The 22,406-nt window shown below is 60.9% G+C and carries 20 protein-coding genes; 10 read left to right on the forward strand and 10 right to left on the reverse strand.

Translation table 11 applies throughout. The annotated features are described in order from the left end of the window. Window positions 1-225: 225 nt before the first annotated feature. A complete protein-coding gene (locus NMP98_RS08730; protein WP_254861124.1) occupies window positions 226-2,202 on the reverse strand; it encodes an AMP-binding protein in 1,977 nt (658 codons plus the stop codon). A 118-nt stretch (window positions 2,203-2,320) separates the two neighbouring features. Between NMP98_RS08730 and NMP98_RS08735 the strand changes: the two genes are divergently transcribed. Beyond that, a complete protein-coding gene (locus tag NMP98_RS08735) occupies window positions 2,321-2,899 on the forward strand; it encodes a GNAT family N-acetyltransferase (RefSeq protein WP_254861125.1) in 579 nt (192 codons plus the stop codon). 1 nt (window position 2,900) lies between these two features. On the opposite strand, the gene NMP98_RS08740 is transcribed toward NMP98_RS08735, so the two are convergent. From NMP98_RS08740 to NMP98_RS08750, 3 genes are all read right to left on the reverse strand, one after another. Continuing rightward, entirely contained in the window at window positions 2,901-3,980 is a 1,080-nt protein-coding gene (locus NMP98_RS08740; protein WP_254861126.1) for a DUF5305 domain-containing protein, read from the reverse strand. A gap of 60 nt (window positions 3,981-4,040) precedes the next feature. Next, a complete protein-coding gene (locus tag NMP98_RS08745; protein WP_254861127.1) occupies window positions 4,041-5,171 on the reverse strand; it encodes a signal peptidase I in 1,131 nt (376 codons plus the stop codon). A 98-nt stretch (window positions 5,172-5,269) separates the two neighbouring features. Continuing rightward, window positions 5,270-6,067 carry a hypothetical protein gene (locus NMP98_RS08750; protein ID WP_254861128.1) on the reverse strand — a complete coding sequence of 266 codons (798 nt, stop codon included), beginning with the start codon at window positions 6,065-6,067 and terminating at the stop codon, window positions 5,270-5,272. Between the two features lie 298 nt (window positions 6,068-6,365). On the opposite strand from NMP98_RS08750, the gene NMP98_RS08755 reads away from it, so the two are divergent. The 3 genes from NMP98_RS08755 to NMP98_RS08765 all read left to right on the forward strand — a co-directional run bounded on the left by NMP98_RS08755 (window position 6,366) and on the right by NMP98_RS08765 (window position 8,846). Then, entirely contained in the window at window positions 6,366-6,962 is a 597-nt protein-coding gene (locus tag NMP98_RS08755; RefSeq protein WP_254861129.1) for a DUF7344 domain-containing protein, read from the forward strand. A gap of 1 nt (window position 6,963) precedes the next feature. Next, window positions 6,964-7,977 (forward strand): hypothetical protein, encoded by a 1,014-nt coding sequence (locus tag NMP98_RS08760; RefSeq protein WP_254861130.1) that lies wholly within the window; start codon window positions 6,964-6,966, stop codon window positions 7,975-7,977. Window positions 7,978-8,255: 278 nt separating this feature from the next. Then, complete coding sequence (locus NMP98_RS08765; protein WP_254861131.1) at window positions 8,256-8,846, forward strand: DUF7344 domain-containing protein; 591 nt, start codon at window positions 8,256-8,258, stop codon at window positions 8,844-8,846. 12 nt (window positions 8,847-8,858) lie between these two features. Here NMP98_RS08765 and NMP98_RS08770 read toward each other — a convergent pair whose 3' ends face one another. The 4 genes from NMP98_RS08770 to NMP98_RS08785 all read right to left on the reverse strand — a co-directional run bounded on the left by NMP98_RS08770 (window position 8,859) and on the right by NMP98_RS08785 (window position 12,750). After that, window positions 8,859-9,710 (reverse strand): hypothetical protein, encoded by an 852-nt coding sequence (locus NMP98_RS08770; RefSeq protein ID WP_254861132.1) that lies wholly within the window; start codon window positions 9,708-9,710, stop codon window positions 8,859-8,861. A gap of 66 nt (window positions 9,711-9,776) precedes the next feature. Then, complete coding sequence (locus NMP98_RS08775; RefSeq protein ID WP_254861133.1) at window positions 9,777-10,508, reverse strand: hypothetical protein; 732 nt, start codon at window positions 10,506-10,508, stop codon at window positions 9,777-9,779. Window positions 10,509-10,641: 133 nt separating this feature from the next. Continuing rightward, entirely contained in the window at window positions 10,642-11,964 is a 1,323-nt protein-coding gene (locus NMP98_RS08780) for a DUF1102 domain-containing protein (RefSeq protein ID WP_254861134.1), read from the reverse strand. A gap of 105 nt (window positions 11,965-12,069) precedes the next feature. Beyond that, the gene (locus tag NMP98_RS08785) at window positions 12,070-12,750 is read right to left on the reverse strand and encodes a hypothetical protein (RefSeq protein WP_254861135.1); all 681 of its coding nucleotides are present in this window, start codon (window positions 12,748-12,750) and stop codon (window positions 12,070-12,072) included. 634 nt (window positions 12,751-13,384) lie between these two features. Here NMP98_RS08785 and NMP98_RS08790 point away from each other — a divergent pair. The 5 genes from NMP98_RS08790 to NMP98_RS08810 all read left to right on the forward strand — a co-directional run bounded on the left by NMP98_RS08790 (window position 13,385) and on the right by NMP98_RS08810 (window position 18,682). Continuing rightward, window positions 13,385-13,975 carry a DUF7344 domain-containing protein gene (locus tag NMP98_RS08790; RefSeq protein ID WP_254861136.1) on the forward strand — a complete coding sequence of 197 codons (591 nt, stop codon included), beginning with the start codon at window positions 13,385-13,387 and terminating at the stop codon, window positions 13,973-13,975. Then, complete coding sequence (locus tag NMP98_RS08795) at window positions 13,972-14,859, forward strand: hypothetical protein (protein ID WP_254861137.1); 888 nt, start codon at window positions 13,972-13,974, stop codon at window positions 14,857-14,859. Before NMP98_RS08790 ends, NMP98_RS08795 begins: the two co-directional genes overlap by 4 nt. Window positions 14,860-15,522: 663 nt before the next feature. Further along, a complete protein-coding gene (locus NMP98_RS08800; RefSeq protein WP_254861138.1) occupies window positions 15,523-17,199 on the forward strand; it encodes an acyl-CoA mutase large subunit family protein in 1,677 nt (558 codons plus the stop codon). Window positions 17,200-17,239: 40 nt separating this feature from the next. Continuing rightward, entirely contained in the window at window positions 17,240-17,623 is a 384-nt protein-coding gene (mce, locus tag NMP98_RS08805) for a methylmalonyl-CoA epimerase (protein WP_254861139.1), read from the forward strand. A gap of 30 nt (window positions 17,624-17,653) precedes the next feature. Beyond that, window positions 17,654-18,682 carry an NAD(P)H-dependent flavin oxidoreductase gene (locus NMP98_RS08810; protein ID WP_268105577.1) on the forward strand — a complete coding sequence of 343 codons (1,029 nt, stop codon included), beginning with the start codon at window positions 17,654-17,656 and terminating at the stop codon, window positions 18,680-18,682. Window positions 18,683-18,821: 139 nt separating this feature from the next. Here NMP98_RS08810 and NMP98_RS08815 read toward each other — a convergent pair whose 3' ends face one another. Together NMP98_RS08815 and NMP98_RS08820 are read right to left on the reverse strand one after the other, a co-directional pair. Beyond that, complete coding sequence (locus tag NMP98_RS08815) at window positions 18,822-19,691, reverse strand: 2-oxoacid:ferredoxin oxidoreductase subunit beta (RefSeq protein ID WP_254861141.1); 870 nt, start codon at window positions 19,689-19,691, stop codon at window positions 18,822-18,824. Continuing rightward, on the reverse strand, window positions 19,688-21,451 hold the full coding sequence (locus NMP98_RS08820; RefSeq protein WP_254861142.1) for a 2-oxoacid:acceptor oxidoreductase subunit alpha: 1,764 nt from the start codon (window positions 21,449-21,451) through the stop codon (window positions 19,688-19,690). The genes NMP98_RS08815 and NMP98_RS08820 overlap by 4 nt, the downstream gene beginning before the upstream one ends. 188 nt (window positions 21,452-21,639) lie before the next feature. On the opposite strand from NMP98_RS08820, the gene NMP98_RS08825 reads away from it, so the two are divergent. Beyond that, window positions 21,640-22,287: an FAD-dependent oxidoreductase gene (locus tag NMP98_RS08825; RefSeq protein WP_254861143.1), complete on the forward strand. Its 648-nt coding sequence runs from the start codon at window positions 21,640-21,642 to the stop codon at window positions 22,285-22,287. Window positions 22,288-22,406 lie beyond the last annotated feature (119 nt).

Genomic DNA, 22,406 nt, shown 5'->3' on the forward strand with positions numbered 1-22,406 from the left:
ACGACTGCTGTAGTGGTATCACGGCGAGAACTCCCGACCCAGAGGGCCGACGCACTGCATCGAATCGATTCACAACCCACGTTTGAACCGGGTACAGCGGGTTCCGGACCCCGTCCCAGGCACCGAACCGAAACTGACGCGAATCGAACGAATCGAGAAACGAACCGAGAAACCGACGGACCGAGCAAAACACACGACCGAATATTTTTTCGAGCGCCGATACCGCTACCGTGCGTTTTCCAGTTTGTCCATCGCTTCGGGGTTCTCGATGGATGACATGTCACCCAAGTCCTCGCCGGTGTAGGTGGCCTGAATCGCCCGGCGGATGATTTTCCCGGACTGAGTTTTGGGGAACTCGTCGACGAACAGCACCTCCCGCGGCCGGAACGGTTTGCCGTGTTCCTCGCCGACCTTCGCCCGGAGCTCCTCTTTGAGGTCCTCGCTTTCCTCGTAGCCCGGCTCGAGGACGACGTAGGTGACGACGGCGGTGCCGGTGGTGTCGTCTGGGACGCCGACGGCGGCGGCCTGATTGACCGCCTCGTGTTCGATGAGCGCGCCCTCGATTTCGGCGGGTCCGACCTTCCGGCCGGCGACGTTGAGCGCGTCGTCGGCCCGACCGTGCAGGAACCAGAAGCCGTCCTCGTCCTTCTGAGCCCAGTCGCCGTGGTCCCACATCGGCGGGTCCTGGAAACTCGACCAGTACTCGTGGAGATAGCGGTCGTCGCCCTGCCACAGCGATTTCGTCATCGACGGACAGGAATCACGCGCGACGAGATAGCCACGTTCGTGGTCCTCGGCGATGGACTCGCCGGATTCGTCGACGATGTCGATGTCCATCCCGAGACCCGGGCCACCGAGCGTACAGGGCTTCAGCGAGTTGATGGGCATCGGCATCAGGAAACAACCGAAGATTTCGGTCCCGCCCGAGATGTTGATGATGGGTGCCTCGCTGCCGCCGATCTCCTCGTAGAACCACAGCCACGATTCGGGGTCCCACGGTTCGCCGGTCGAACCAAGCAGGCGCAGACTGGAGAGGTCGTGGCCCTCGACCCACTCGTCGCCCTGCTTGCGGAGCGCCCGAATCGCTGTCGGCGAGATGCCGAACTGGGTGACGTCGTGGCGGTCTATCATCTCCCAGAAGCGGTCGGGTTGGGGGTGGTCCGGTGCGCCCTCGTACATCACCATCGTCCCGCCGAAGGTGTGGGTGCCGATGAGCGTCCACGGCCCCATCATCCAGCCGATGTCCGACACCCAGAAGAACCGGTCGGAGGGCTTGAGGTCGAACCCGAAGTACACCTCCTTTGCGGCCTGTAGTTGGGCGCCGGCATGCGTGTGGACGATGCCCTTCGGCTTGCCCGTCGTCCCCGAGGAGTACAGCAGCATCGACTCATCTGAGGCGTCGAGTTCCGCCGTCTCGTAGTCGTCGGCCTGCGTGGCGACCGACTCGCTCCAGTAGACGTCTCGGCCCTCGGTCATCTCGGGGTCGCTGTCTGGGAAGCGCCGGTAGACGACCACGTCGGTCACGTCGTGGTCGGCTTCCTCGATGGCTTCGTCGGCGGGCGCTTTCAGCGGTATCTCCGACCCCCGCCGGTAGAAGCCGTCGGCGGTGAACAGCACGTCGGCTTCGGGGTCCTCGATGCGGGTGGCGGTGGCCTCGACGCCGAAACCCGAGAAGATGGGGACGGCGATGGCGCCGATCTTGAAACAGCCGTACAGGATGGAGATGACCTCCGGCACCATCGGCATGTACAGCGCGACGGTGTCGCCTTTCTCGACGCCGACGGATTCGAGGTAGTTCGCTACCTGATTCGACGTTCGGGAGAGTTCGTGGTACGTGAAGTTCCGGACGTCGCCGTCCTCGCCCTCCCAGATGCAGGCGACCTTGTTCCGGCGCTCGGAATCGGCCGCCGCATAGCGGTCGACGGTGTTGTGGGCGACGTTCAGTTTCCCGCCAGGGTACCAGTCGGTGAACTGCGGCCCCTCCGAGTCGTCACGGACGCTGTCGTATTCCTCGTACCACTCGATGTCGAGATAATCGGGCAGTTCGTCCCAGAACCACTCTACCTCACTCGTGGTGCGTTCTATCAGTTCCTCGTAGTCGTCGATGCCGTACTTCTCCATGAACGCGTACACGTTCGTCGACTCGACGAACGCGTCGTCGGGTTCGTGTACCACCTCGTCGAACTCCTCGAGAGACTCCATACTGTGATGTGTTCGCACCCGCCGTCAAGTAGTTTTCTTCCTTGAAAAAACAAAAAATGAATTTCATGTTGTCCAAGGAGGGGGAACGGTTTTGCGTCGGCCGCTCCAACGCAACGCTATGTACGTCCGGGACGCACGAAACCGCGATGAGGCCTGGCTGTTAGACCACATCGAGGCGATGGGCCTGGACGAGACGGCCTTCCGGTCGCGGGACTACGTCATCGCCGTCGACGAGGAGTCGAACACCCGCGCGGGATTCGGCCGGATTCGAGTCCACAGCGGCGACGACGGAGAAGTGTGTGAACTCACCTCCATCGGCGTCCTCGACGGCTGGGAACGACAGGGCGTCGGCGCCCATGTCGTCGAGCGCCTCGTCGACAGCGCCGAAGCCGAGGGGTTCGACCACGTCTACTCGCTGACGAGTTCCCACGACTACCTCACCCAGTTCGGCTTCGAAGGCGTTTCCTCGGACGCGCTTCCGGCGGTGTTACAGGAACGACTCGAATCCAAGCGGGAGTCGCTGGACCCCGAAGCCGTCCCCATGCGCATCGACACCGAGCGGTTCCGGATGCCCGAGCGCCTCCGCGAGCGGTTCAAGGTCGCAGCCGAGGCCCAACCCGAGCCCGAACCCGAGGAATCCGCCGAGGACTTCGGTATCGACCCCGACGAAGCGACCTACAAGTACGATACCAGCTGATTCACTCCGCCAGACCGCGGAGGTCGACCTCTCCCGGCGGTTCGAACTCGTAACACAGCGATTCACCGAGTACGTAGTACCGGTGTTTGCCCACGTCCTCGATGACGCGTGCGTCGGTGTCGATGGCGATATCGACGAGGTCCTCGAGGTTATCGATGCGGACACGCGGTTTGTCGTCGGCGGCGGTCGACACCGCACCCCGGGAAATCCACTGGTCGAACTCCTTCCGTTCGGCGGCAAACGACAGGCTTCGGCGTTCGGTGTCGGTCACCTCGAACGCCCCGCGATGCCGACCGACCGCGACACCGGCGAGTCCAACGAGCGAGAGGACGACGAGCAGCGGGCCGAGGACGCTCCGAACCGGGCCGTAGCTCTGTTCGACCGTCACCGTCTCCGTTCGCGGATGGGGTTCGGTTTTCCCAGAGGGCCCGCTTACGCTGTAGGTGTCCGAACCGGGGGCGAGCGTGAGCGTGTAGGTGGCTTCGTCCGTAGCCTCGCCCCCCGCCGCGGTGCCGGTGGCCTCGACAGCCGAGACGACGCTGACCGAAGTCTCACCGGGCGAGGCGCCGAGGTCCTCACGGACGCCCTCGATGTCCGCGAGCACCTCTGTCACGTTGACGGTGAACGATGTCGTCGCCAGTTCTCCGGGCGCGACCGTCTCGGAGGTCGTTCCGAGCGGTTCCTCGATGCGCCAGAGTTCTTCGGTATTGCCGTCGTCGCCCTCCGACACCGACCGGATGACGAGCGTCGTCGTCGTTTCGACCGTCAACTCCCCGTTGGGAGCCTCGAACCCGTATCTGAACTGCCCGTCGAGTTCCGGGCCGAGTTGCGTGTAGTACAGCGAGCGGTCCTCCAGCGTCTCGCCGACATCGAACACCCTGTTTTCGGTCTGAATCGTCGAGGAGTGAGTGTACCCGCCGACGGAGCGCCACTCGCTTACGGTCCGCTGTTCGGTCTCCGTACCCGGTTCGATTTGCGTCGTGTAGGTCAGCGCTCCGCCGACGAGCAGCGCGACGACGAGTGCCGCCGCGATAACCACCGCGTAGTCGGCGACCACCACCTTCGCCCGTTTCCCCCACATTTCGTCCCGGCAAACGCAAGGCCACAATAAAAGGGTTATCACGGCACCATTCGCTGGGCTTCAGAGCCACGACTCCCGTGAACGCGAGCGCGTCCGCACCGGCGAGGCCCCGACCACGAGCAACCCGACGAGGAGGAACGACCCACCCATCAGCAGGCTCGTGACGAGCGTCGGCAACCACGGATGGACCGCGTACAGCCCCGCGACGACGCCGAAGGGCAACACGGCGAAGTAGCGGTGTTCGGCGACGTACTGCGGGTAGTAACCGGTCTCCGGCGGCGCCTGTAAGGTGACCGTGACGTTTCGCGATTCACCGCGGTCCATCCGCACCGACGTCGGCTCCACGTCAACGTTGCTGCTCGCAGGCGAATAGAAGGCGTACACCGGCAGTTGGCCGCCGTTGAGCGCCGGATACGTCAGATTCGAAGTCTCGTCCGTCGGCACCGTCGTCGGGTTCTCCGAGTCGAACGACGCGCTCACCATGCCGTACTCCTGGGTGTTCGACATCGCGGCCATCGTGCCGCCGCTGACCAACGCGACGAACAGCGCCATCGCGAGCACGAGGCGACGGGGGTCATAGATGCCCTTCCGGCGTCGGGTTCGGTTGACGACGCGCTGTCGCCGCTCGTCGTCGAAGAGGAACCCGAAGAGAAGCACTGCCAACCCACCGCCGGCGATGAGGAGCGCCAGCCCCTGCGTGCCGAGGAACGCCCGCGTGCCGAACGTCTGTGCCAGCGTTCGCTGGACGGAGTCGAGCATCCCGCGGGCGGCCTCGGTCAGCAGTCCCAACCCTGGAATCGCGACCACCTCGCCGTTTACTTGCCAGACCTTCGCGACGACCTGTGCGTCGGTGACCGGCGGCTCTTGGCCGTCCTGATCGGTGAAGGGGTTTGCATCACCGCGGGTGATATACCCCGATTCGGTCTCCCCGACGACGCGGTGGGTCGTCAGTCCGCCGCCCTGGAGGTTCTGGGCGTTGAAGACGATGACATCGCCCTCCTCGATGTCGCCGGCGACGGGCGAGGGAATCGCGACGAAGCCGTCACCGGGTTCCAGCGTCGGCTCCATGCTCCCGGTTTCGACGAACCCCAACAGCACGGGCTGGCCGAGTGCGGCCCCCGCGATGAGCGCGACGAGCACCAACACCAACAGCAGTTCCACCCCCCGGGTGGCGTAGCCTCGAAGCGACACGTACTGTTTCTCTCGGCGGCGATTGGGAAAAGCGTTTCACCGGAACGCGAGTTCTAAAGAATAGGCCGTTTTGTAATCTGTGCCGTTCAGTACCCCGACTAGTCCGTGTATGACGCAGCCTTGTTGGCGTTGATGACGAGATTGCCACTCAGATCTTGGACACCGCTTGTGTCGGCGTCCGTCGTGTCAACCTGCAGGGAAACGTACACTGCTTCGCCCGAAGGGATCGATTCATCCGGATCGTTCGCCCGGTGGAAACTGAGTGCTTGGTGTGTCTGGGTCTGTTGGTCGCTCAGGTCGTCGAGGTCAAGCGCCGATGTTCGAACCGCAGTTGCGCCGTCCAGTTCGCTGTCATCCTCGTCCGATCCGGACCCACTGATGTCCGATGCCGCGCCCTGCAGGTAAATCGTTGCCCCGGGGGATGCCGGCGCTTGATTACCCAGCTGGTACCCAATCTGCAGGTCGATCGTCATGTCGCTGTTATTGAGCACGATGAACGCCGATTGGTCCTTCTCATCGTCGTACGGCCGCCCTTCCCCTGCAGCCGAGGTGGGATTGGTGTCGTCGTCGTAAATGCTCTCGAAGTCAATTCCATCCCCACGTGGGTCGTCATCGTCCATCGCACCGACCTGGTACTTCGCCATGTCGTTGACGCCAGTCCTACCCTTAACACCGTGTGGATTACTCGACTGGAAGTCGATTTCGAGTTCACCGTTTCCATCGGTGCCGACAACCTCACCAGCACCGAGAGCTCCGCCGACCTGCAGCCCGACGAGCCCATTGCTGTCGCTGACGACCTCCAAGTTCGCGTTCCTGCTGGCCGTGAAGGAGGTAAACGCACCGGTTCCTGTTGCAGCCGCCCCGCCGGCGGCGAGCGCTCCGAGTCCGATCAACATCTTGCGTCGGTTCACCATAGTTGGTCTCACCTTGGTTGTCACGCCCCCCACATGAGGTGCGCTTACACGGCCCAAGGAGACGTAGGGGCATTGTATTGAGTCGTCTGAACGCCGTTCAGAGTCGTTCTGAAGGTTACAAACGAGATGTTACTCCGGTTCGAGTGTGAGACCGTTGACCGAACAGTTAGCCACTCGTCCGACGGTGATTTTCGCCGGCACAACGGTCGATTACCGAAACACAGGGACCTCAATACTTTATTCCGTGGTATTGTCTCACGTGGTGGGCAATAGGGGATCTATGTCAGCCACAACATCACGGGGGCACGGGGACGACTCGGGCGGCCCCACTGTCGAGTCAGGGGAACCGACACGCGACGAGATCTACGAAATTCTGTCGAACCCGCGGCGCAGATACGCGGTTCACTACCTCCAGTTTCACGAGGAACCCGTCGAACTGGGGACGCTCGCCGAACAGCTCGCCGCTTGGGAGTGTGACACTACAGTTCGGAACGTAACGTCCACCCAGCGAAAGCGGACCTACACCGCGCTCCAACAGGAGCATCTGCCGAAGATGGACCGGGTGGGAATCGTGGAGTTCCAACGGCGAGACGGCGTGGTCAAACCCGCGGAGCCGCTTTCGGATATCGAAATATACACCGAAGTCGTCTCGGGGTGGAACTTTCCGTGGAGCGACTACTATCTCGGTCTCTCCGCTGTCGCCGCCGCGTTGCTGTCGGCGGCGGCGCTAGATATCGTCCCGTTCGGACTGTTTCCCGACATCGGCTGGGCAGTGTTCTGCGTCACCGCCTTCGCCGTCTCGGCGCTCGCACACGCCTATATCACTCGGCGCATGAAACTCGGCAAATCACCGAATCCACCGGAATTGAGAAGCTAACATGAACACTCTCAAAGTCCTCGGCGTTCTCGCGGTCGCCACGTCGGTCGTATTGCTCGCGTCCGGAACCGGGAGTTTCACCGCCGCCAACGCCGACCGGACGACTGCGCTATCGGTTGCCGACGACGAGTCTGCGCTCGTCGGCTTTGAGGTGTCCTGTGAGGAGAAGACAGTGCGGCACGGTCCACGCGATAAGGGACCGGATAACCACCTCGTCGACGCGGACCTAGGAGGCAACGAATCCGCAGGGAACGACGACGACGGCGTGGATGCGGACATCTTCTCGGAGAGTTCGGCCGGCAGCGACAACGACCTTGTCGACGCCAACGTCTTTGCGAACGAGTCAGCTGAAAGCGACAACGACCTCGTCGGTGTCGATATCGGCTCAAAAGGGATTACAGTCGACAGTTCTCCGAGCGTGTCGACGCGCGCCGAACTCACGGTGACGGTCACCAACCGATTCGCTCGGCCACTGGAGGGGACGGTCACGGTCGATGGCACCACGAAGGATGTTGGCCCGATTTTACCGGGTAGGACGGACGAAGCCACCTTCGAGGGGTCGTTCGAAGCCGGTGACCCGATTACGATTAACGTGACGAAGCCGATTACTGCGACGCTCAACCGAAGCGTCCCGGAGGACTGCAAGCACGCGACCGACGACCCAAAGAAGGGAATCAGTTTCGTCGCACTCTGTGGCGTGTCGCTCGATGCGGACCTGAACGTCTCCGTCGTCAACTGGGACGGCGGCGACCCCACCGCCATACGCTGGGAGAGCAACGGGTCGGTCGAGGTAGTCGTCACGAAAGCCGGGTCAAGGACTGGAACCAGCACTGCATCAGGGCCGGGAATCCAAAACCACCCGGTTGGCGATTCTCTCAGTGGAATCGTCGACGCCTTCGGGACGGACTCACAGCCCGAACAAACTCCTCAATCGCCATGCCCCGACGGCATCGTCGGCGTGAAGTTCGATTTCAGTGGGGCGAGCTCCGACGACGGAGAGAAAGTGGGTAGCTAACCGACGCCGAGGGCGACGAACTCGAAACGCGTGACGAGTAGGGTGGTCCGCGGGCGACCGGCGACACGCCGTGTGGTTTATAAACAAAGGCGATTCACCATCTCAGTTTCTCGCTCCGTGTTGGTAATCAGCGGTTACTAACATCAAGAACATGTAATAGTATAGGGGGGAACCACCGGACATCTCTGGTATTTTATTACCTGCCTCTAGAACTATCAAAATCTACTTGTTCGGATATCTCCGTGTTACATACCCACACGGTTGTGGGGAGGGGAACGATGTACGACAAACTACCAAGAGTGGGACACATCGGTACAGACAGTGGGGGTCGCGAGTTGGCGTGCGACGACATCTTCGACATCCTCAGCAACGACCGACGACGGTGTATCGTTCATTATCTGAAAAAGCACGACGACCGGCGCGTTGACCTTGGAGAACTCGTCGACTACGTCGCCGCGTGGGAGACGGATACGCCTATCGATAAACTGGATGGCGACAAACGCAAGAGCGTCTACGCCGCGATTCGACAGACACACCTCCCGAAGATGGAGAAGGCAGGCATCATCGAGTACGAACACATGCGTGGGGAAGTAGAGTTGACCGACTGCGCCCGCGAGGTGCAACTGTATCTTGAGTACGTCCCCGGAAACGACATTCCGTGGAGCGAGCTGTATCTCGGTCAGTCGGCTGTCGCAATCTCGCTCATCGCCGTCGCGTGGACTGGTATCTACCCGTTCGGGCTCCTCTCGGCGTGGTGGCTCGCTTTGGGTGTTGCAACCGTCTTCACCGTCACTGCAGCGACTCACACCTACCAATCGAGACAACGCCGGCTTGGGACCGGCGAGTACGAAATCGAAACGCCGGGATAGGGGCCCGTTCGTTCACACCCACGCCTCCGACCCGGGGAGTCGAAGCCCGGCCTCGACGCTCGCGTACGTCGCGACGAACGCCAACGCGTAGCCGAGCAGGTGCGCGTAGAGGTTGACGACGCTTCCGCCGCCCGTCGGGTCCGTGGGGAAGGCGACGAAGACGAACGCGAGGAACGCGAGCAGTCCGGCGGCGAACAGCTCGAAGTGGCCGGCCATCCCCGCGGCCGCCCGAACGTTCGAGCGGAGTCGACCCGGGTGCTCAAACGCCGGCAGGGCGTACAGCAGCGCCGACAGCACCGACGCCGCCGCCAGCCCGTAGGTCACCGGCGACCGAACGCTCAACAGCGCCGACAGCGCCAACCCGACGAAGAAGAAGGCAGGGGCGAGCGAGCGGCGGGAGCCGATGTCGAACTGCGCGTCGAGGTAATCGGCGAGCGCGATGGGCAGGTAGCCGACGAAGGCCAACAGCACCCCCGAGAAGCCGTAGCCCACGCTCGGCCGGATAACGGCGAGGTTCAGATACGACAGCGCAATCGGAAACGCCGCGAGGAAGACGGCGAAGGCGACGAAGAACCGCCGCCGGTGGCCGCTCAGTGTGCTCAACAGATACGCCAGCGGCGCGACGAGCAGGTAGCCGCCCACGTTCACCAGCAGGTGCGCCGAATCGAGGTGGACGAACGCCGACGTGTAGGCAGTGAGTAGCGAGGGGTCGGTGTAGGCGAAGGTCAGCGACTCCCGAGTCTCAAGCGGGAGCGCAAAAACGGCGACGAGGACAAGCGGGACCGAAAACAGGAGCGCGAGGTCGCCAGCGCGGACGCTCTTTCGGAGAATTCCGAAAAACGACTTCGCCGTCTCATCGCTCATTACACCTCAATTCGCTTTCGAGACGGTAAAAAGAACGGCCGGTATCGAGAACTGAAACGCCGGGAATTATTCTCCGCTTCGGCGGCGCCGAGCGAGAGCGAACAGAAGCAGCAGCCCCGCGAGCGCGCTGAGAAGCCCCAGTAGCGACGATGGGTCGAGGCCTGCTTGCTCTCCGGTCGGGTCGTCGGTGGGCGTCGGCGTGGGTGCGGCCGTCGGTGTCGACGTCCCGGTTCTGGCTTCCGAGCCTCCGCTCTCGGTTGCGGTGGCCGTTGCCGATGGGGTCTCCGTTTCGGTATCCCCTCCCGAGGGCGTCTTCGTTTCAGGGGTTTCGGTGTCAGCCGATCCGCCATACCCGAGGGATTCGAACGATCCGTCGTCGGACTCGGTCTCCACTTCGGGGTCGAGGACCGCCATCACGTTAATGGAGTCGAGCGTGATTTCGTCGGTCTCACGGGTGTCGACGCGCATCGCTATCGTCTCCGAATCGCCGGGCTGTAGCAACACACCGTCGGCTTGGCTCTCGGCTGTTCCCTCGCCAGGGACGTAGAACTCGACGGCATCGCTTTCGTGTTCGACCCAGACGGTGGCATTGCTCCCCTGTTCGAGAACGTTCTTGACCGTGAATACCGGACCGATGTTAGTCACGGCATCGTCGTTGACACCACCGGCGTTGAGGTTCGGGTTCTCCTCGGTGAGGATGATTTGGATTTCGCCAGTCTCGTCGTCGATTTGGGTGTACGTTCCGTCTCCACCTGCGGGTTCGAGTTCGAGAACGTTGGTCTCATCGTGGGAGACCACGTCAGCACCGCTGGTCGAAACAAGAAACGGAATCAACAATAGCGTAAATACTAGGAGAACGCGTCGTAGCGTTATACGACCGGCGAGAGGTTTTTTCATTTAGCAATCACTTATATTACACTAAAGACCCACGTCAGGCGATATCGGTGAACGTTTCGGTAGTTTCGTCCAACTGGGATGCTCCGCCGTCAAGTTCGATTTCGAACCAAGCACCGCTGTTGGCATCGTGTCCGTACAGCACCTTTCCGTCGTCTCCGACACCGAAGGCAATCTGTTTGCCAACCGCTTCACCCGATGTGGTGATGGTCTCTACGTCGTCACTGTTGACATCGTCGGTGTTCTCGGAGAGTACGACTTTGAAGAACTCCGAGCTCGAACTACCATACAGTACACTGTTTTCGTGGTCGATAGCGAGGTCACCGAGCGTCATGTTCGAGCCAACATCGACGACATCGTTGACGCTTCCGACGCTTCCATCGCTCTCGTCAATCTCGGCCCGTTTCAGCTTGCTGGTACCTTGGGGGATAAAGTAGTAGTTACCGTCGTCCCATGTCGCACCGGCAAGGTCATTTCCATCGGCAATTTGCTGGAGTTCAGTCACGCTTCCATCGTAGAGATGAAGCACACCGTCCCCATCATCGGTCGTGTCACCGTAGTACCAACGCTCGTTTTCGGGGTCGTATGCAAGCCCGTTCGGGAAGTTCTGCTGGCCGAAGTCATCGAAGTCGATTATTTCGGAGTCGACAGAGGGGTTCGGAACGGTAATCGACTTCAGTTCGCCCGCACCGTTACCTCGAGTGACCCCCCACAGTGTATCAGGAGTTGGCTCTGATGACCCCTCACTACCCTCGACAGGACACTCGCCGGCCATCGCGTTGATGACCATCTCGTGGTCGCTGTCGCCGAGTTTCTTCATGAGGTTGTTCACCCCATCCTCGTTCGTGAAGTCAGAGCCGAGCCCGCGCGTGTCGATGTCCAAGCTCACACAGACGGAGTCACCGACATCGAGGCAGACCCGATTATCGTAGCCGATTATCTTCGCGTTCTCGTTCTCGTCGAGTTCCTGTTCGTGGAGATAAAATTCGACTCGGTCCTCGCCGTCGTCCTCGACTGGGTCGACATCAATCCAGACGGCTGCTTCCTGTGTTCCCTGGTTTTTGATTTGGAACACGTCACGGATGACGGTGAGTGCGTCGGGATTAACTCCCTCGCCGAGGATGTTTTCGTTCGAGTCCGACAGGTCAATGGCCATCGTGCCATTGTCTCGAATCCGGGCGTACTGCCCATTCGGGCTACCGTTACAGCCGTCAAGGCCGAGTAGTGCATCTGGGTCGTCGACGACCGCAACGGCAACAGTTCGATTAGCTTGAACACTCGTAAATGCGCCTGAGCCAACGAGTGCACCGCTGCCCGCCGCGAGTCCGCCCATCCCCATCAGTATGTTACGTCGTTTCATGTTCACACCCCGTTTCGGTAGGCCCACCGCCGGAATCGAACCGGCGTTCACCAGTGTAGGCTGATTATGAATTTCGCGTCGGTCAACTATGCTTATTTAGTACGTTCAGATCATTGTAGTGTCAGCAGCCAGCGTGAGCTTAACATCACCAAACGAAGCATCGGTATCGTCAGCACTTTCATCAACTACTAGACCGAAGCTGAACGAATCACCTGGAAGAAGCTTGAAATTATTTAAGCTGCCGTAGATGCTCGTCGCTGCTTCTTCCCAAGAAGTAGAATCACCGTCATAATATTCACCGAAAATAGCGGTCAAGCTGACTTCGTCTTCGATTTGATTGTTATTAGAAAAGCTTCCGTATGGTCGATTAGTTGCCTGCGGGTCAATATAGTCGTTAGTCTGGATGGTACCGTTAATTCCGCTCAAGACTTGTGTTCCGCCGATAGTGACACTAGTCGGAGGAACGTACACAATAGCTCCTTCAGTGCCCTGGTTTTTGACCTCGAATAGCTCGTGGACCTTCGTCTTAGCATCCTGATTAATTCCCTGACCACCTTCACCACTATTGTCGAGAGTTACTGAAACTTCACCGGAGTCAGATTTGTCCGCGAACACACTATTTTTTCCAGTTGTGGGATCAAGCGCCAAGTATGCATTATTATCGTCCGCAACGTTCACAGACACAGTACGCTCGGCACTCACACTCGTAAACGCGCCCGAGCCGACGAGCGCACTCGCACCCACTGCTGCACTACCCGCACCGATCAAGAATTTGCGTCGTTCCATGTTGTTTTCACCTTGGTTTCCGCGCGGCCCCACGCCCCCACATTTCGCGTCGACCGACCGGGCGTCAGTGGCTCCGCGCTTACTCACCCCAAAGGGAGGACACCCCTTCTGTATGCACCGGCAGAACCGAACACAGCCCCGACCTGCGAATAGACACGAGAGGGGTGAATCGCTCACAGCCCTATCCTGAACCAACCCTGAGAGACGCTTAATCGGCCATTAATTGCGGTATCACCGAGGAATAGAGCAATATCTAGGCCGTTTCGGCGTGGTTTTACCGGTCGTGCCGTAGCTCGAAGCCGAATCAGCGCCTAACAGACGCCCGTGAAAAGTAGAAACCGACCGCACTCGGTCGGTTTTACCAGAGCGCGCGCGAGAATCAGCGGGATTATTTCACAGTGACATCTGTAGATTTTCGAATCCAGTCACTTGTTCGAAGCTGCGGTTCGAAAGGCACAAACAGGCCCTTATAAACGACCTCTCCCTAATCGCCGTCCAATTATATACCAACTATACAAAACCGCCATACTACAGCCGGATTTACACCATAATTTCAGCTCAAACCGCAAAACCATCGCCGGGCTTAATTAGTGCGACCCGCGTCAGACAACATGTAGTCCTCTGGTGGGGGAACATGAGTCTGAAAGGAACCACAATCTCCGATTCGGTGTCGCCCTCTGAGAACGGTTCGTCGCTACCGCGCGACGAGGTCTTCGAGGTACTCAGTAACGCCCGGCGCCGCTGTGCGCTGCAGTATCTGAAACAACAGGACGACCGACGGGTCGAGCTACGCGAGCTCGTCGACCACGTCACCGCGTGGGAAAACGACACCACGACGGCCGAAATCGACAGCGCCGAGCGTAAACGCGTCTACACCGCGCTGCGGCAGAATCACCTGCCGAAGCTCGACGACGCCGGTATCATCGAGTACGAACACATGCGCGGGGAAGTGGAGTTGACCGAGGATGCACGCGAAGTCCAGATGTATCTGGAGTTCGTCCCGCACAACGACATCCCGTGGAGCGAGTACTATCTCGGCCTGTCGGCGGTGGGGGCGGCGCTCGTCGCCGCCGTGTGGGTGGGGGTGTACCCCTTCGGTGAACTGTCCGGTCTTGGACTCTCTGTGATTCTCATCGCGCTGTTCGCCGTTTCTGCTGCGGTTCACACCTACGACGCCGCACGGAACCGTATCGGCTCCGAGAAATACGAGGTGTGTGACGAATGAAGCGCCGCAGCGTTCTCGCCTCGATGGGCGCGTTCACGGCGAGTGGAAGTCTGGTGATGGGGTCGGGGGCGTTCACGTCGGCGGAGGTCGAACGAGACGTGAATATCGACGTAGTTGGGGACCCGTATGCGTTTCTTGGGTTGCGATACCCAAACGAGGACGGGACGTATCCGCCTGAAGACGAACCGAATGGGACGCCGCCGGAGACCCTGTCGGTCAACGGCGAAACGAATCTATTCCGAGCGACACATAATTTTGCTACTAACGATCCGATAGAGACGTTTTCAGTAAAACCGTCCGACGATTCCAGTATTGATGAAGAAAATCTCGACTGGGAATTTTGGGACGACGAAGAGGAATCAGATACGTTCTGCTCTGGTTGCCACGCAAACGTGATGATCGATATTTCAGACTGTACTAAAGGCGCGAAAATGAATATCGAGGTGGAAATCTCAGCTGAAGGCACAGGATTTAGTGTCTCGGCGGAGCGTGAATTCACCATCGAGTGTCAGAATCCCTCTAATGGGAATTCTGGAGCTACCACAGCAGAATTCAAAGGGAAGAGCGGACAATTCAGGTACGAGGAAGGGTCGGTCAACGAGACATCATTGCGTGCGTGGTATCTCGATGAAAACGATGAAATCGCCTCAATTGAGCCCAATAAGGACCCCGTCAAATCGCCCGGAAAAATCAATTTAAACAACTTCGGTGTTCAGTCACCATCCATATTCGCGATCGAATTCATCTCTGAGGGTACGTTTTTCATTCGAGAAACGTGGGAATCGTGTAGCTTCAGTGGCGGGACGACAGAGGCAGTAGAACTGACTCAACAAGATTTCTGTGATAAGATTGAGGATTGCGATAGCACATCATCTCCCTGTTGAGTGGTTCAACCTGTTGTTCTCGTTTCCGTTTGAAGACGGAAGCCCCTCTCCAATTTTTCATAACCGGTCCAAACATCCGAAAGGTAGCTGTAATTCCCGGTTGATTATGAACTAGGAATGGAGTAGATCCCCGATTAAGATATAACCAGATTACGGACATGCAAGCAAAAGGCAGCCATTATCAGCACATTCACGGTTGAGATATCTAAGCCAGGAGGAGTGGTTCAATGGCTCTGAGCAAAAACCGCAATACAGCAGCCGATTATGAAACTTCACTGCTTGAAAACCAGCGAGCAATTGGCGGTGTCGAGTGCCCATTCTACATCAAGTATAGTGTCGTATCCATCTAAGAGCGTCTCTATTCGGGGGTTATCTACTCAAGGTGTTCATTTCCTAGTCGCCATTCGAAAGGTGGAACAGCAGTGTCTACCGGACAGTCATCAGAGCATGAATGAGCCTCTGTCCACTCACAAGCCGCGTATTCGGTGATTAGAGCCATCTGACCGGTTATGAAAACTCAAGCGAATTCTCTCGAAGGGGTTCAGATACGCCCTGTTATTGGAGTCGGTCAAAAACTGCGTATCGTATTGTTTACAGCGATATCTCTGCTTTTTTGAGGAGACTCGCCAACCCTTAAGCCCCGTCCGACCCCTTTCTCTAATAATGTTCGACCCCGACGACCTCGAAGCCATCCGCGAGGGCCACGAGGACTGGACCGAGGACACCTTTGGCCCCACCGTCGAGCGCTTCGGGGAGCGCAAAGAGCAGTTCACGACCGACACCGGCGGCCAGGAGGTCGACCCCCTCTACACCCCCGCCGACATCGCCGACATCGACTACGATGAGGACATCGGCTTCCCCGGCGAGTCGCCGTACACCCGCGGCGTCTACTCGACGATGCACCGCGGCCGACTGTGGACGATGCGGCAGTACGCCGGCATGGGCACCGCCAGCGAGACCAACGAGCGATTCAACTACCTGATGGACGAGGGCCAAACCGGCCTCTCTATGGCCTTCGATTTGCCGACCCAGATGGGCTACGACTCCGACAGCGAGATGGCCGAAGGCGAGGTCGGCAAAAGCGGCGTCGCCATCGACTCTCTCGACGACATGGAGACCGTCTTCGAGGGCATCCCGCTGGACGAAGTCTCGACCTCGATGACCATCAACGCCCCCGCGTCAGTGCTGTTGGCGATGTACATCGCCGTCGGCGACCGACAGGGCGTCGACCGCGAGGAGCTGCGGGGGACCATCCAAAACGACATCCTCAAGGAGTACATCGCCCGCAACACCTACATCTTCCCGCCGGAACCGTCGATGCGCATCATCACGGACATCTTCGAGTTCTGCGCCGAGGAGGTCCCGAGCTTCAACACCATCTCCATCTCGGGGTATCACATCCGCGAAGCGGGCGCGACCGCCGCACAGGAAATCGCCTTCACGCTCGCCGACGGCGTCGAATACGTCGAAGCCGCCATCGACGCCGGCCTCGACGTCGACGAGTTCGCCCCCCAGCTCTCATTCTTCTTCAACGCCCACAACAACGTCTTAGAGGAGGTCGCGAAGTTCCGGGCCGCACGCCGGATGTGGTACCGAATCATGGAGGAACGCTTCGACGCCGAGAAACCCGCCTCCAAGCAGTTGAAGTTCCACACCCAGACCGCCGGGTCGACGCTGACCGCCCAGCAGGTCGAGAACAACGTCGTCCGCGTGGCCTATCAGGCACTCGCCGCCGTGTTGGGTGGCACCCAGAGCCTCCACACCAACGGCAAAGACGAAGCGCTCAGCCTGCCGACCGAGAAATCCGTCCGCACCGCCCTGCGAACCCAGCAAATCCTCGCCCACGAGTCCGGCGCCGCCGACACCATCGACCCGCTTGCGGGCAGTTATTACGTCGAATCGCTGACCGACGAACTCGAAAGCGAGGCCTTCGACATCCTCGACGACATCGACGACCGCGGCGGGATGCGGCAGGCCGTCGAGAGCGGCTGGGTCCAAGGGGAGATTCAGGACGTGGCCTTCGAGCGCCAACGGGAAATCGAGACGGGCGAGCGAATCATCGTCGGCGTCAACGAGTATCAGGTCGACGAGGACCCCAAAGAGGACATCGAGGAGGTCTCCGAGGAGGAACAACAGCAACAGAAAGAACGCGTCCAGGCGATTCGCGACGACCGCGACCAGGCGGCCGTCGACGATGCTCTCGCCGACCTCAAAGCGGCCGCCGAAGGTGACGAAAACGTCATGCCCTACATCGTCGACGCGGTGAAGGCCTACGCGACGACCGGCGAAATCTGTAACGCGATGCGCGACGTCTTCGGCGAGTACCGCGCCGGCGTCTGAGTCGGGAGGTTATTTCTCCCTCGGCGACCGACGGAAACGCATGCGCTTCGACCACGCCGGCGTCGCCACCGAGAACGCCGAGAGCCTCGCCTTCCGCTACGAGGACATCTTCGGCTGTGACATCGCCCACGAGGAACGGTTCGGGGACCTCCGAGTCATCTTTCTGGAACTCGAAAACGGCTACTTCGAGCTGCTTGAACCCCAAGAGGAGGGAACCATCTCGAAGTATCTGGAGAACAACGGCCCCGGGCTCCACCACATCGCCATAGAGACCGACGACATCGACGCCGCCCTCGAACGGGCTGAATCGGCCGGCGTCGAGTTGATAGACGAGGAACCCCGTCCCGGCGCGTGGGGTCACGACGTTGCGTTCCTCCACCCGAAATCGACCGGCGGAACCCTCATCGAGTTCGTCGAACACTGACACGACGCCGGCACGCTTTTTCTCTCGGCCATCAACCACCCCGACGTGACCCTCTCGACCCCGCTGTGTGGGGCTCTCGGAATCGAGTACCCCATCGTCCAAGCGCCCATCGGCAGCGCGACCCGCCCCGAGTTGGCGGCAGCAGTATCGAACGCCGGCGGCCTCGGAACGCTGGCGGTGACGTGGCGGCCGCCCGACCGAGCCGCCGAATTCGTCGAGCGAACCCGCGAGCGTACCGACCGCCCCTTCGCCGTCAACGTCGTCCTCGACTCCGAAGCCAAGGAGGTCGCCACCGAGGACCACCTCGATGCGGTCCTCGATGCCGGCGTTCCAGCCGTCTCGTTTTCCTTCGGCGATGCGACACCGTACATCGAACGCGTCCACGACGGAGGCGCGTCGGCGCTCGTCACCGTCGGCAGCGCCGAGGAAGCCGAGGTAGCCGCCAAGGCTGGTGCGGACGTAATCGTCGCACAGGGCTGGGAGTCGGGCGGCCACGTCCAAAGCGAGGTCGCAACCCTGCCGCTCGTCCCGCGCGTCGCCGACGCCGTCGACGTTCCGGTCGTCGCCGCCGGCGGTATCGCCGACGGCCGCGGCGTCGCCGCAGTCCTCGCCGACGGCGCCGACGGTGCATGGCTCGGAACCCGATTCGTCGCTACCGAAGAGGCCGCCGTCGAGAATCACTACCGGGAGCGCATCGTCGACGCCGAGGAGACCGAGACGCTGTACTCCGAACTGTTCGATATCGGGTGGAAAGGGATGCCCCACCGCGTTCTCCACAACAGCACCACGGAAAACTGGGAACAAGCGGGCCGGCCCGCCCCCGGCGACCGACCGGGCGAGGGCGAGACAATCGCCGAGTACCCCGGCGGCCACCCAATCGTGCGCTACGGCGACGACCTCCCGATGGAGGGCGTCGAGGGTGACCTCGAAGCGTTGGCGCTGTACGCAGGACAGAGCAGCGGTCTCACCGAGGAGGTACAGCCAGCTGCAGACGTGGTCGAAGAGTTGGTCGCCGAAACCGAAGCGAGAATCGACCAGCTATCGCAGTTGGTCCAGTAGAAGCAAGCATCCGCGAGCGCCGAAGGCGCGAGCGGTTCGCGGCGACGAGGTCGAAGGCCGAGTCGCCGGTAGTTTTTCCCCAAGTTTTTGCGAGGAGAGGTTCGCGCGCTGCGCGAACCCGACGAAGTAAAAAGTGGGTTTAGTAGAACTCGCGAACCAGGTCCATCGCGTCGTCGGGCGCGCCGTCGGGGATGTCGTTCATCGGCGCTTCGATGCCCTCGCGCTTCTCGAAGCCGACGGAACTGTCGTCCTGATAGATGACGCCCTGATACTCCTTGTCGCGGTCCATGATGAGGTCCTTCGCGGCGTCGTAGTCGGAGGAATCGTGGTCGAAGTCGTCGTCAGCCACGTCGACGATGGCGTCGCGGAAGTAGTCGTAGGTGTCGACGTCGTTGAACGTCACACACGGCGAATAAACGTTCACGAAGCCGAAGCCGTCGTGTTCGATGGCCTTCTGGACGATTTCGGCGTGTCGCTGGGAGTCCGAAGAGAACGATTGTGCGATGAACGTCCCGCCCGCGGCGAGCGCCAGCGCCAGTGGGTTGACCGGCTGTTGGTTCGTCCCGTCCGGCGAGGTGGAGGTCTCGAAGTCCTCACGGGAGGTCGGCGAGAACTGCCCTTTCGTCAGGCCGTAGATGCGGTTGTCCATGACGACGTACGTCATATCGACGTTCCGGCGGACCGCGTGGACGAAGTGGCCGGCCCCGATGGAGTAGCCGTCGCCGTCGCCGCCGGCGACCATCACTTCGAGTTCGGGGTTGGCCATCTTCACGCCCGTCCCGACGGGGAGGGCGCGGCCGTGGACACCGTGCAGCGCATACGAGTGCATGTACGTCCCGATTTTACCGGAACAACCGATGCCGGCGACGACGAACGTGTTGTCGGGGTCGTTGCCGGTTTCGGCCAGCGCTTTCATCATGCCGTTCATCGTCCCGAAGTCACCGCAGCCGGGACACCACGTGGGCTGTTTGTCGGATTTGAAATCCGTGAATCGAATGTCGGAACTCATGCTTCCACCTCCGTCGCCTCGCCGAGGGCCGCTTTGACCTCGTCGGCGAGTTCGTCCGCCTTGAAGCGGACGCCGTTGTACTTGTTGATGCGCTCGACGCGCGAGAGCGTGTCGTGTTCGACGAGGTCGGCGAACTGACCCGTCGCGTTACACTCGACGACGATGACTTCCTCGGCGGCCTCGAACTCCTCGGAGAGGTTCGGCCGCGGGAAGATGTACGGTACCGAGATGAACCGCACGTCGATACCGTCGTCTTCGAGGATATCCATCGCTTCGAGCATCGCGCCCTCGTTGGACCCCCACGAGACGATGAGGGTGTCAGCGTCCTCGTCGCCGAACTCGCGGTAGTCGAAGTTCTCCCGCTCGATTGCGGTTTCGACCTTGCGGTCGCGTTTGTCGACCTGCTCGACGCGCATGTCGGTGTCCTCCGTCCGTCGGCCCAACTCGTCGTGTTCGAGGCCGGTCGACATGTGGGCGCCACCCTCGACGCCGGGGAACGACCGCGGACTGATGCCGTCGTCGGTGAGCGCGTGAGGCTTGAACTGCCCTTTCTCGTTTTGCCACTCGTCGATGTTGTCCTCGTCGACGACCTTCCCGCGGTCGATTTCGACCTCGTCCATGTCGAACTCCTCGGGTTCGAAGGTCTGTTCGGTGACCGCAAGCGAGAGGTCGGCTGTGAGATAGACGGGGAGTTGGTACTTCTCGGCGAGGTTGAACGCCTCGACGGTCTTGTGGAAACACTCGGAGATGGTCGTCGGCGCCAGCACGAACCGCGGCACCTCGCCGTGACCGCCGTACACCATCTGGTTGAGGTCGCCCTGCTCCTGTTTGGTCGGCATCCCCGTCGAGGGGCCCGACCGCATCACGTTACAGATGACGAGCGGCGTCTCGGAAGTGGCAACCAGCCCGAACGTCTCCGTCATCAGGTCGATGCCGGGGCCGGAGGTGGCGGTCATGGCACGAGCGCCCGCGCGGGCACCGCCGAGCGCCATGTTGACCGCCGACAGCTCGTCTTCGGCCTGGACGACCACGCCGCCGTAGTCCTCGATGCGGCCCTTCAGATACTCCATCACGTCCGTCGCGGGCGTGATGGGGTAGCCGGCGTAGAACCGACAGCCGCCGGCGAGGGCGCCCATCCCGATGGCTTCGTCGCCGTTCAGGAGGACGTAGTCGTTGTCCGTCGTCTCGAGGTCCTCGTCCGACGAGAGGCCGGTCTCCTCGCGGACGAACTCCGCGCCGAGGCGGGCCGCCTTCTTGTTGTTCTCGACGATTGCTTCGCCTTTCCCGCCGAATCGCTTCTCCAGCGACTCGTCGAGATACTCGATGTTGAATCCAGTAACTTCACACGCGGCACCGAGTGCAACGATGTTGCGCATGATGGCGCCACCGGCGTCCTCGGCGAGACGCTTCAGCGGCACGTCGAGCCCCGTCATCTCGCCGGGGGCCTCGAAGTCCTTCATCATCGTCCGCTCGCCGTCGTAGATGATGACGGAGTCCTCGTGGAGTTCGTCGAGGTTTTCGTTGACGGTTCGCTCTGTCAGCGCAATCAGGATATCGAGTCTGTCGACGACACTCTCGACGCGGTCGACCGACGTCCGTACCTTATACGCCGTGTATCCGCCACGGATTCGTGAGGCGAAGTCCTTCGAGGTAAAGACGTGGCGCCCCGCACGTGAGAGCGCCTGGGCAAAGATCTTCCCGGTCGAGTCGATCCCGTCGCCGGCTTCACCGCCGACGGCCCAGTTGAGGTCCTCTGGCATACTACATCGGGGTTCTGCGCGGCGGACGTTAAGCCTTCTGAATATTGCCGCAGTTGAGCGGTTTTCCGGACTACAGCCCTCGAAAGCGACTTTCAACGACTACCGAGGGAAAACTTCACACGCGTTTATATCGGATTTCCGGAGGCGGCTTCGAAAGCGCCTTGCCGGCGGGGAAGCCCATACCGTACATGGACCCCATCGAGACGACCGTCGCTGCCGTCCGCGACGTCGGCCCCGACGCAGTCGCCATCGACCTCGACACCCCGCCGGCGTTCGACGCCGAACCGGGACAGTTCGTCAAACTCACCGCCACCGTCGACGGCGAAGACGAATCGCGGTTCTACACCGTCTCCTCGCCGGACACCGACGACACCTTCGAGTTCACTATCAGCTACGACCCCGAGGAGGGCGGCGCGTTCAGCGAGTGCCTCCTGAACCTCGAGGCCGGCGACACCGTGACGATTACCGGCCCCTTCGGCGACGACTATTACGAAGGCGAGCATCGAGCAATCGTCCTCGCCGGCGGCCCCGGTATCGGTCCCGCCGTCGCCATCGCCGAGCGCGCACTCGCCGAGGGCAACGAGGCCGCAATCGTCTACCGCGACGACACTCCGCTTCACGAGGAGCGCCTCTCGAACATCGCCAACGCCGGAGCGTCGGTGTTCGTCCTCTCCGAAGACGAATCGCTCACCGACGCCGTCGCGGACGTGCTGACGAACGCCGACGGCGAACAGGTGTTCGTCTACGGCTTCGCCGACTTCCTCGAGGATGCCACCGCCGCAATCGAGGCCGGCGGCGGCGATGCCGACGCGGCGAAGGCAGAGAACTTCGGTTGAACCTCTACGCCGACCTTTTTGCACGCCCGCTCGCGCCGCGAGCGGGCGGCAAAGACGTCGATGAAAAAGACACTGCGGGCCTCCCGCTGGTCGGCCCTTGGTCCCGCGCCTCCCTCCGG

The organism is Natronomonas gomsonensis (assembly GCF_024300825.1).
GTDB lineage: Archaea > Halobacteriota > Halobacteria > Halobacteriales > Haloarculaceae > Natronomonas > Natronomonas gomsonensis.

Coding starts and splice junctions, on each gene's coding strand:
- NMP98_RS08730 (WP_254861124.1), bottom strand. CDS start 2,202: ATGGAGTCTCTCGAGGAGTTCGACGAGGTGGTACACGAACCCGACGAC.
- NMP98_RS08735 (WP_254861125.1), top strand. CDS start 2,321: ATGTACGTCCGGGACGCACGAAACCGCGATGAGGCCTGGCTGTTAGAC.
- NMP98_RS08740 (WP_254861126.1), bottom strand. CDS start 3,980: ATGTGGGGGAAACGGGCGAAGGTGGTGGTCGCCGACTACGCGGTGGTT.
- NMP98_RS08750 (WP_254861128.1), bottom strand. CDS start 6,067: ATGTTGATCGGACTCGGAGCGCTCGCCGCCGGCGGGGCGGCTGCAACA.
- NMP98_RS08755 (WP_254861129.1), top strand. CDS start 6,366: ATGTCAGCCACAACATCACGGGGGCACGGGGACGACTCGGGCGGCCCC.
- NMP98_RS08760 (WP_254861130.1), top strand. CDS start 6,964: ATGAACACTCTCAAAGTCCTCGGCGTTCTCGCGGTCGCCACGTCGGTC.
- NMP98_RS08765 (WP_254861131.1), top strand. CDS start 8,256: ATGTACGACAAACTACCAAGAGTGGGACACATCGGTACAGACAGTGGG.
- NMP98_RS08770 (WP_254861132.1), bottom strand. CDS start 9,710: ATGAGCGATGAGACGGCGAAGTCGTTTTTCGGAATTCTCCGAAAGAGC.
- NMP98_RS08780 (WP_254861134.1), bottom strand. CDS start 11,964: ATGAAACGACGTAACATACTGATGGGGATGGGCGGACTCGCGGCGGGC.
- NMP98_RS08785 (WP_254861135.1), bottom strand. CDS start 12,750: ATGGAACGACGCAAATTCTTGATCGGTGCGGGTAGTGCAGCAGTGGGT.
- NMP98_RS08790 (WP_254861136.1), top strand. CDS start 13,385: ATGAGTCTGAAAGGAACCACAATCTCCGATTCGGTGTCGCCCTCTGAG.
- NMP98_RS08795 (WP_254861137.1), top strand. CDS start 13,972: ATGAAGCGCCGCAGCGTTCTCGCCTCGATGGGCGCGTTCACGGCGAGT.
- NMP98_RS08800 (WP_254861138.1), top strand. CDS start 15,523: ATGTTCGACCCCGACGACCTCGAAGCCATCCGCGAGGGCCACGAGGAC.
- mce (WP_254861139.1), top strand. CDS start 17,240: ATGCGCTTCGACCACGCCGGCGTCGCCACCGAGAACGCCGAGAGCCTC.
- NMP98_RS08815 (WP_254861141.1), bottom strand. CDS start 19,691: ATGAGTTCCGACATTCGATTCACGGATTTCAAATCCGACAAACAGCCC.
- NMP98_RS08820 (WP_254861142.1), bottom strand. CDS start 21,451: ATGCCAGAGGACCTCAACTGGGCCGTCGGCGGTGAAGCCGGCGACGGG.
- NMP98_RS08825 (WP_254861143.1), top strand. CDS start 21,640: ATGGACCCCATCGAGACGACCGTCGCTGCCGTCCGCGACGTCGGCCCC.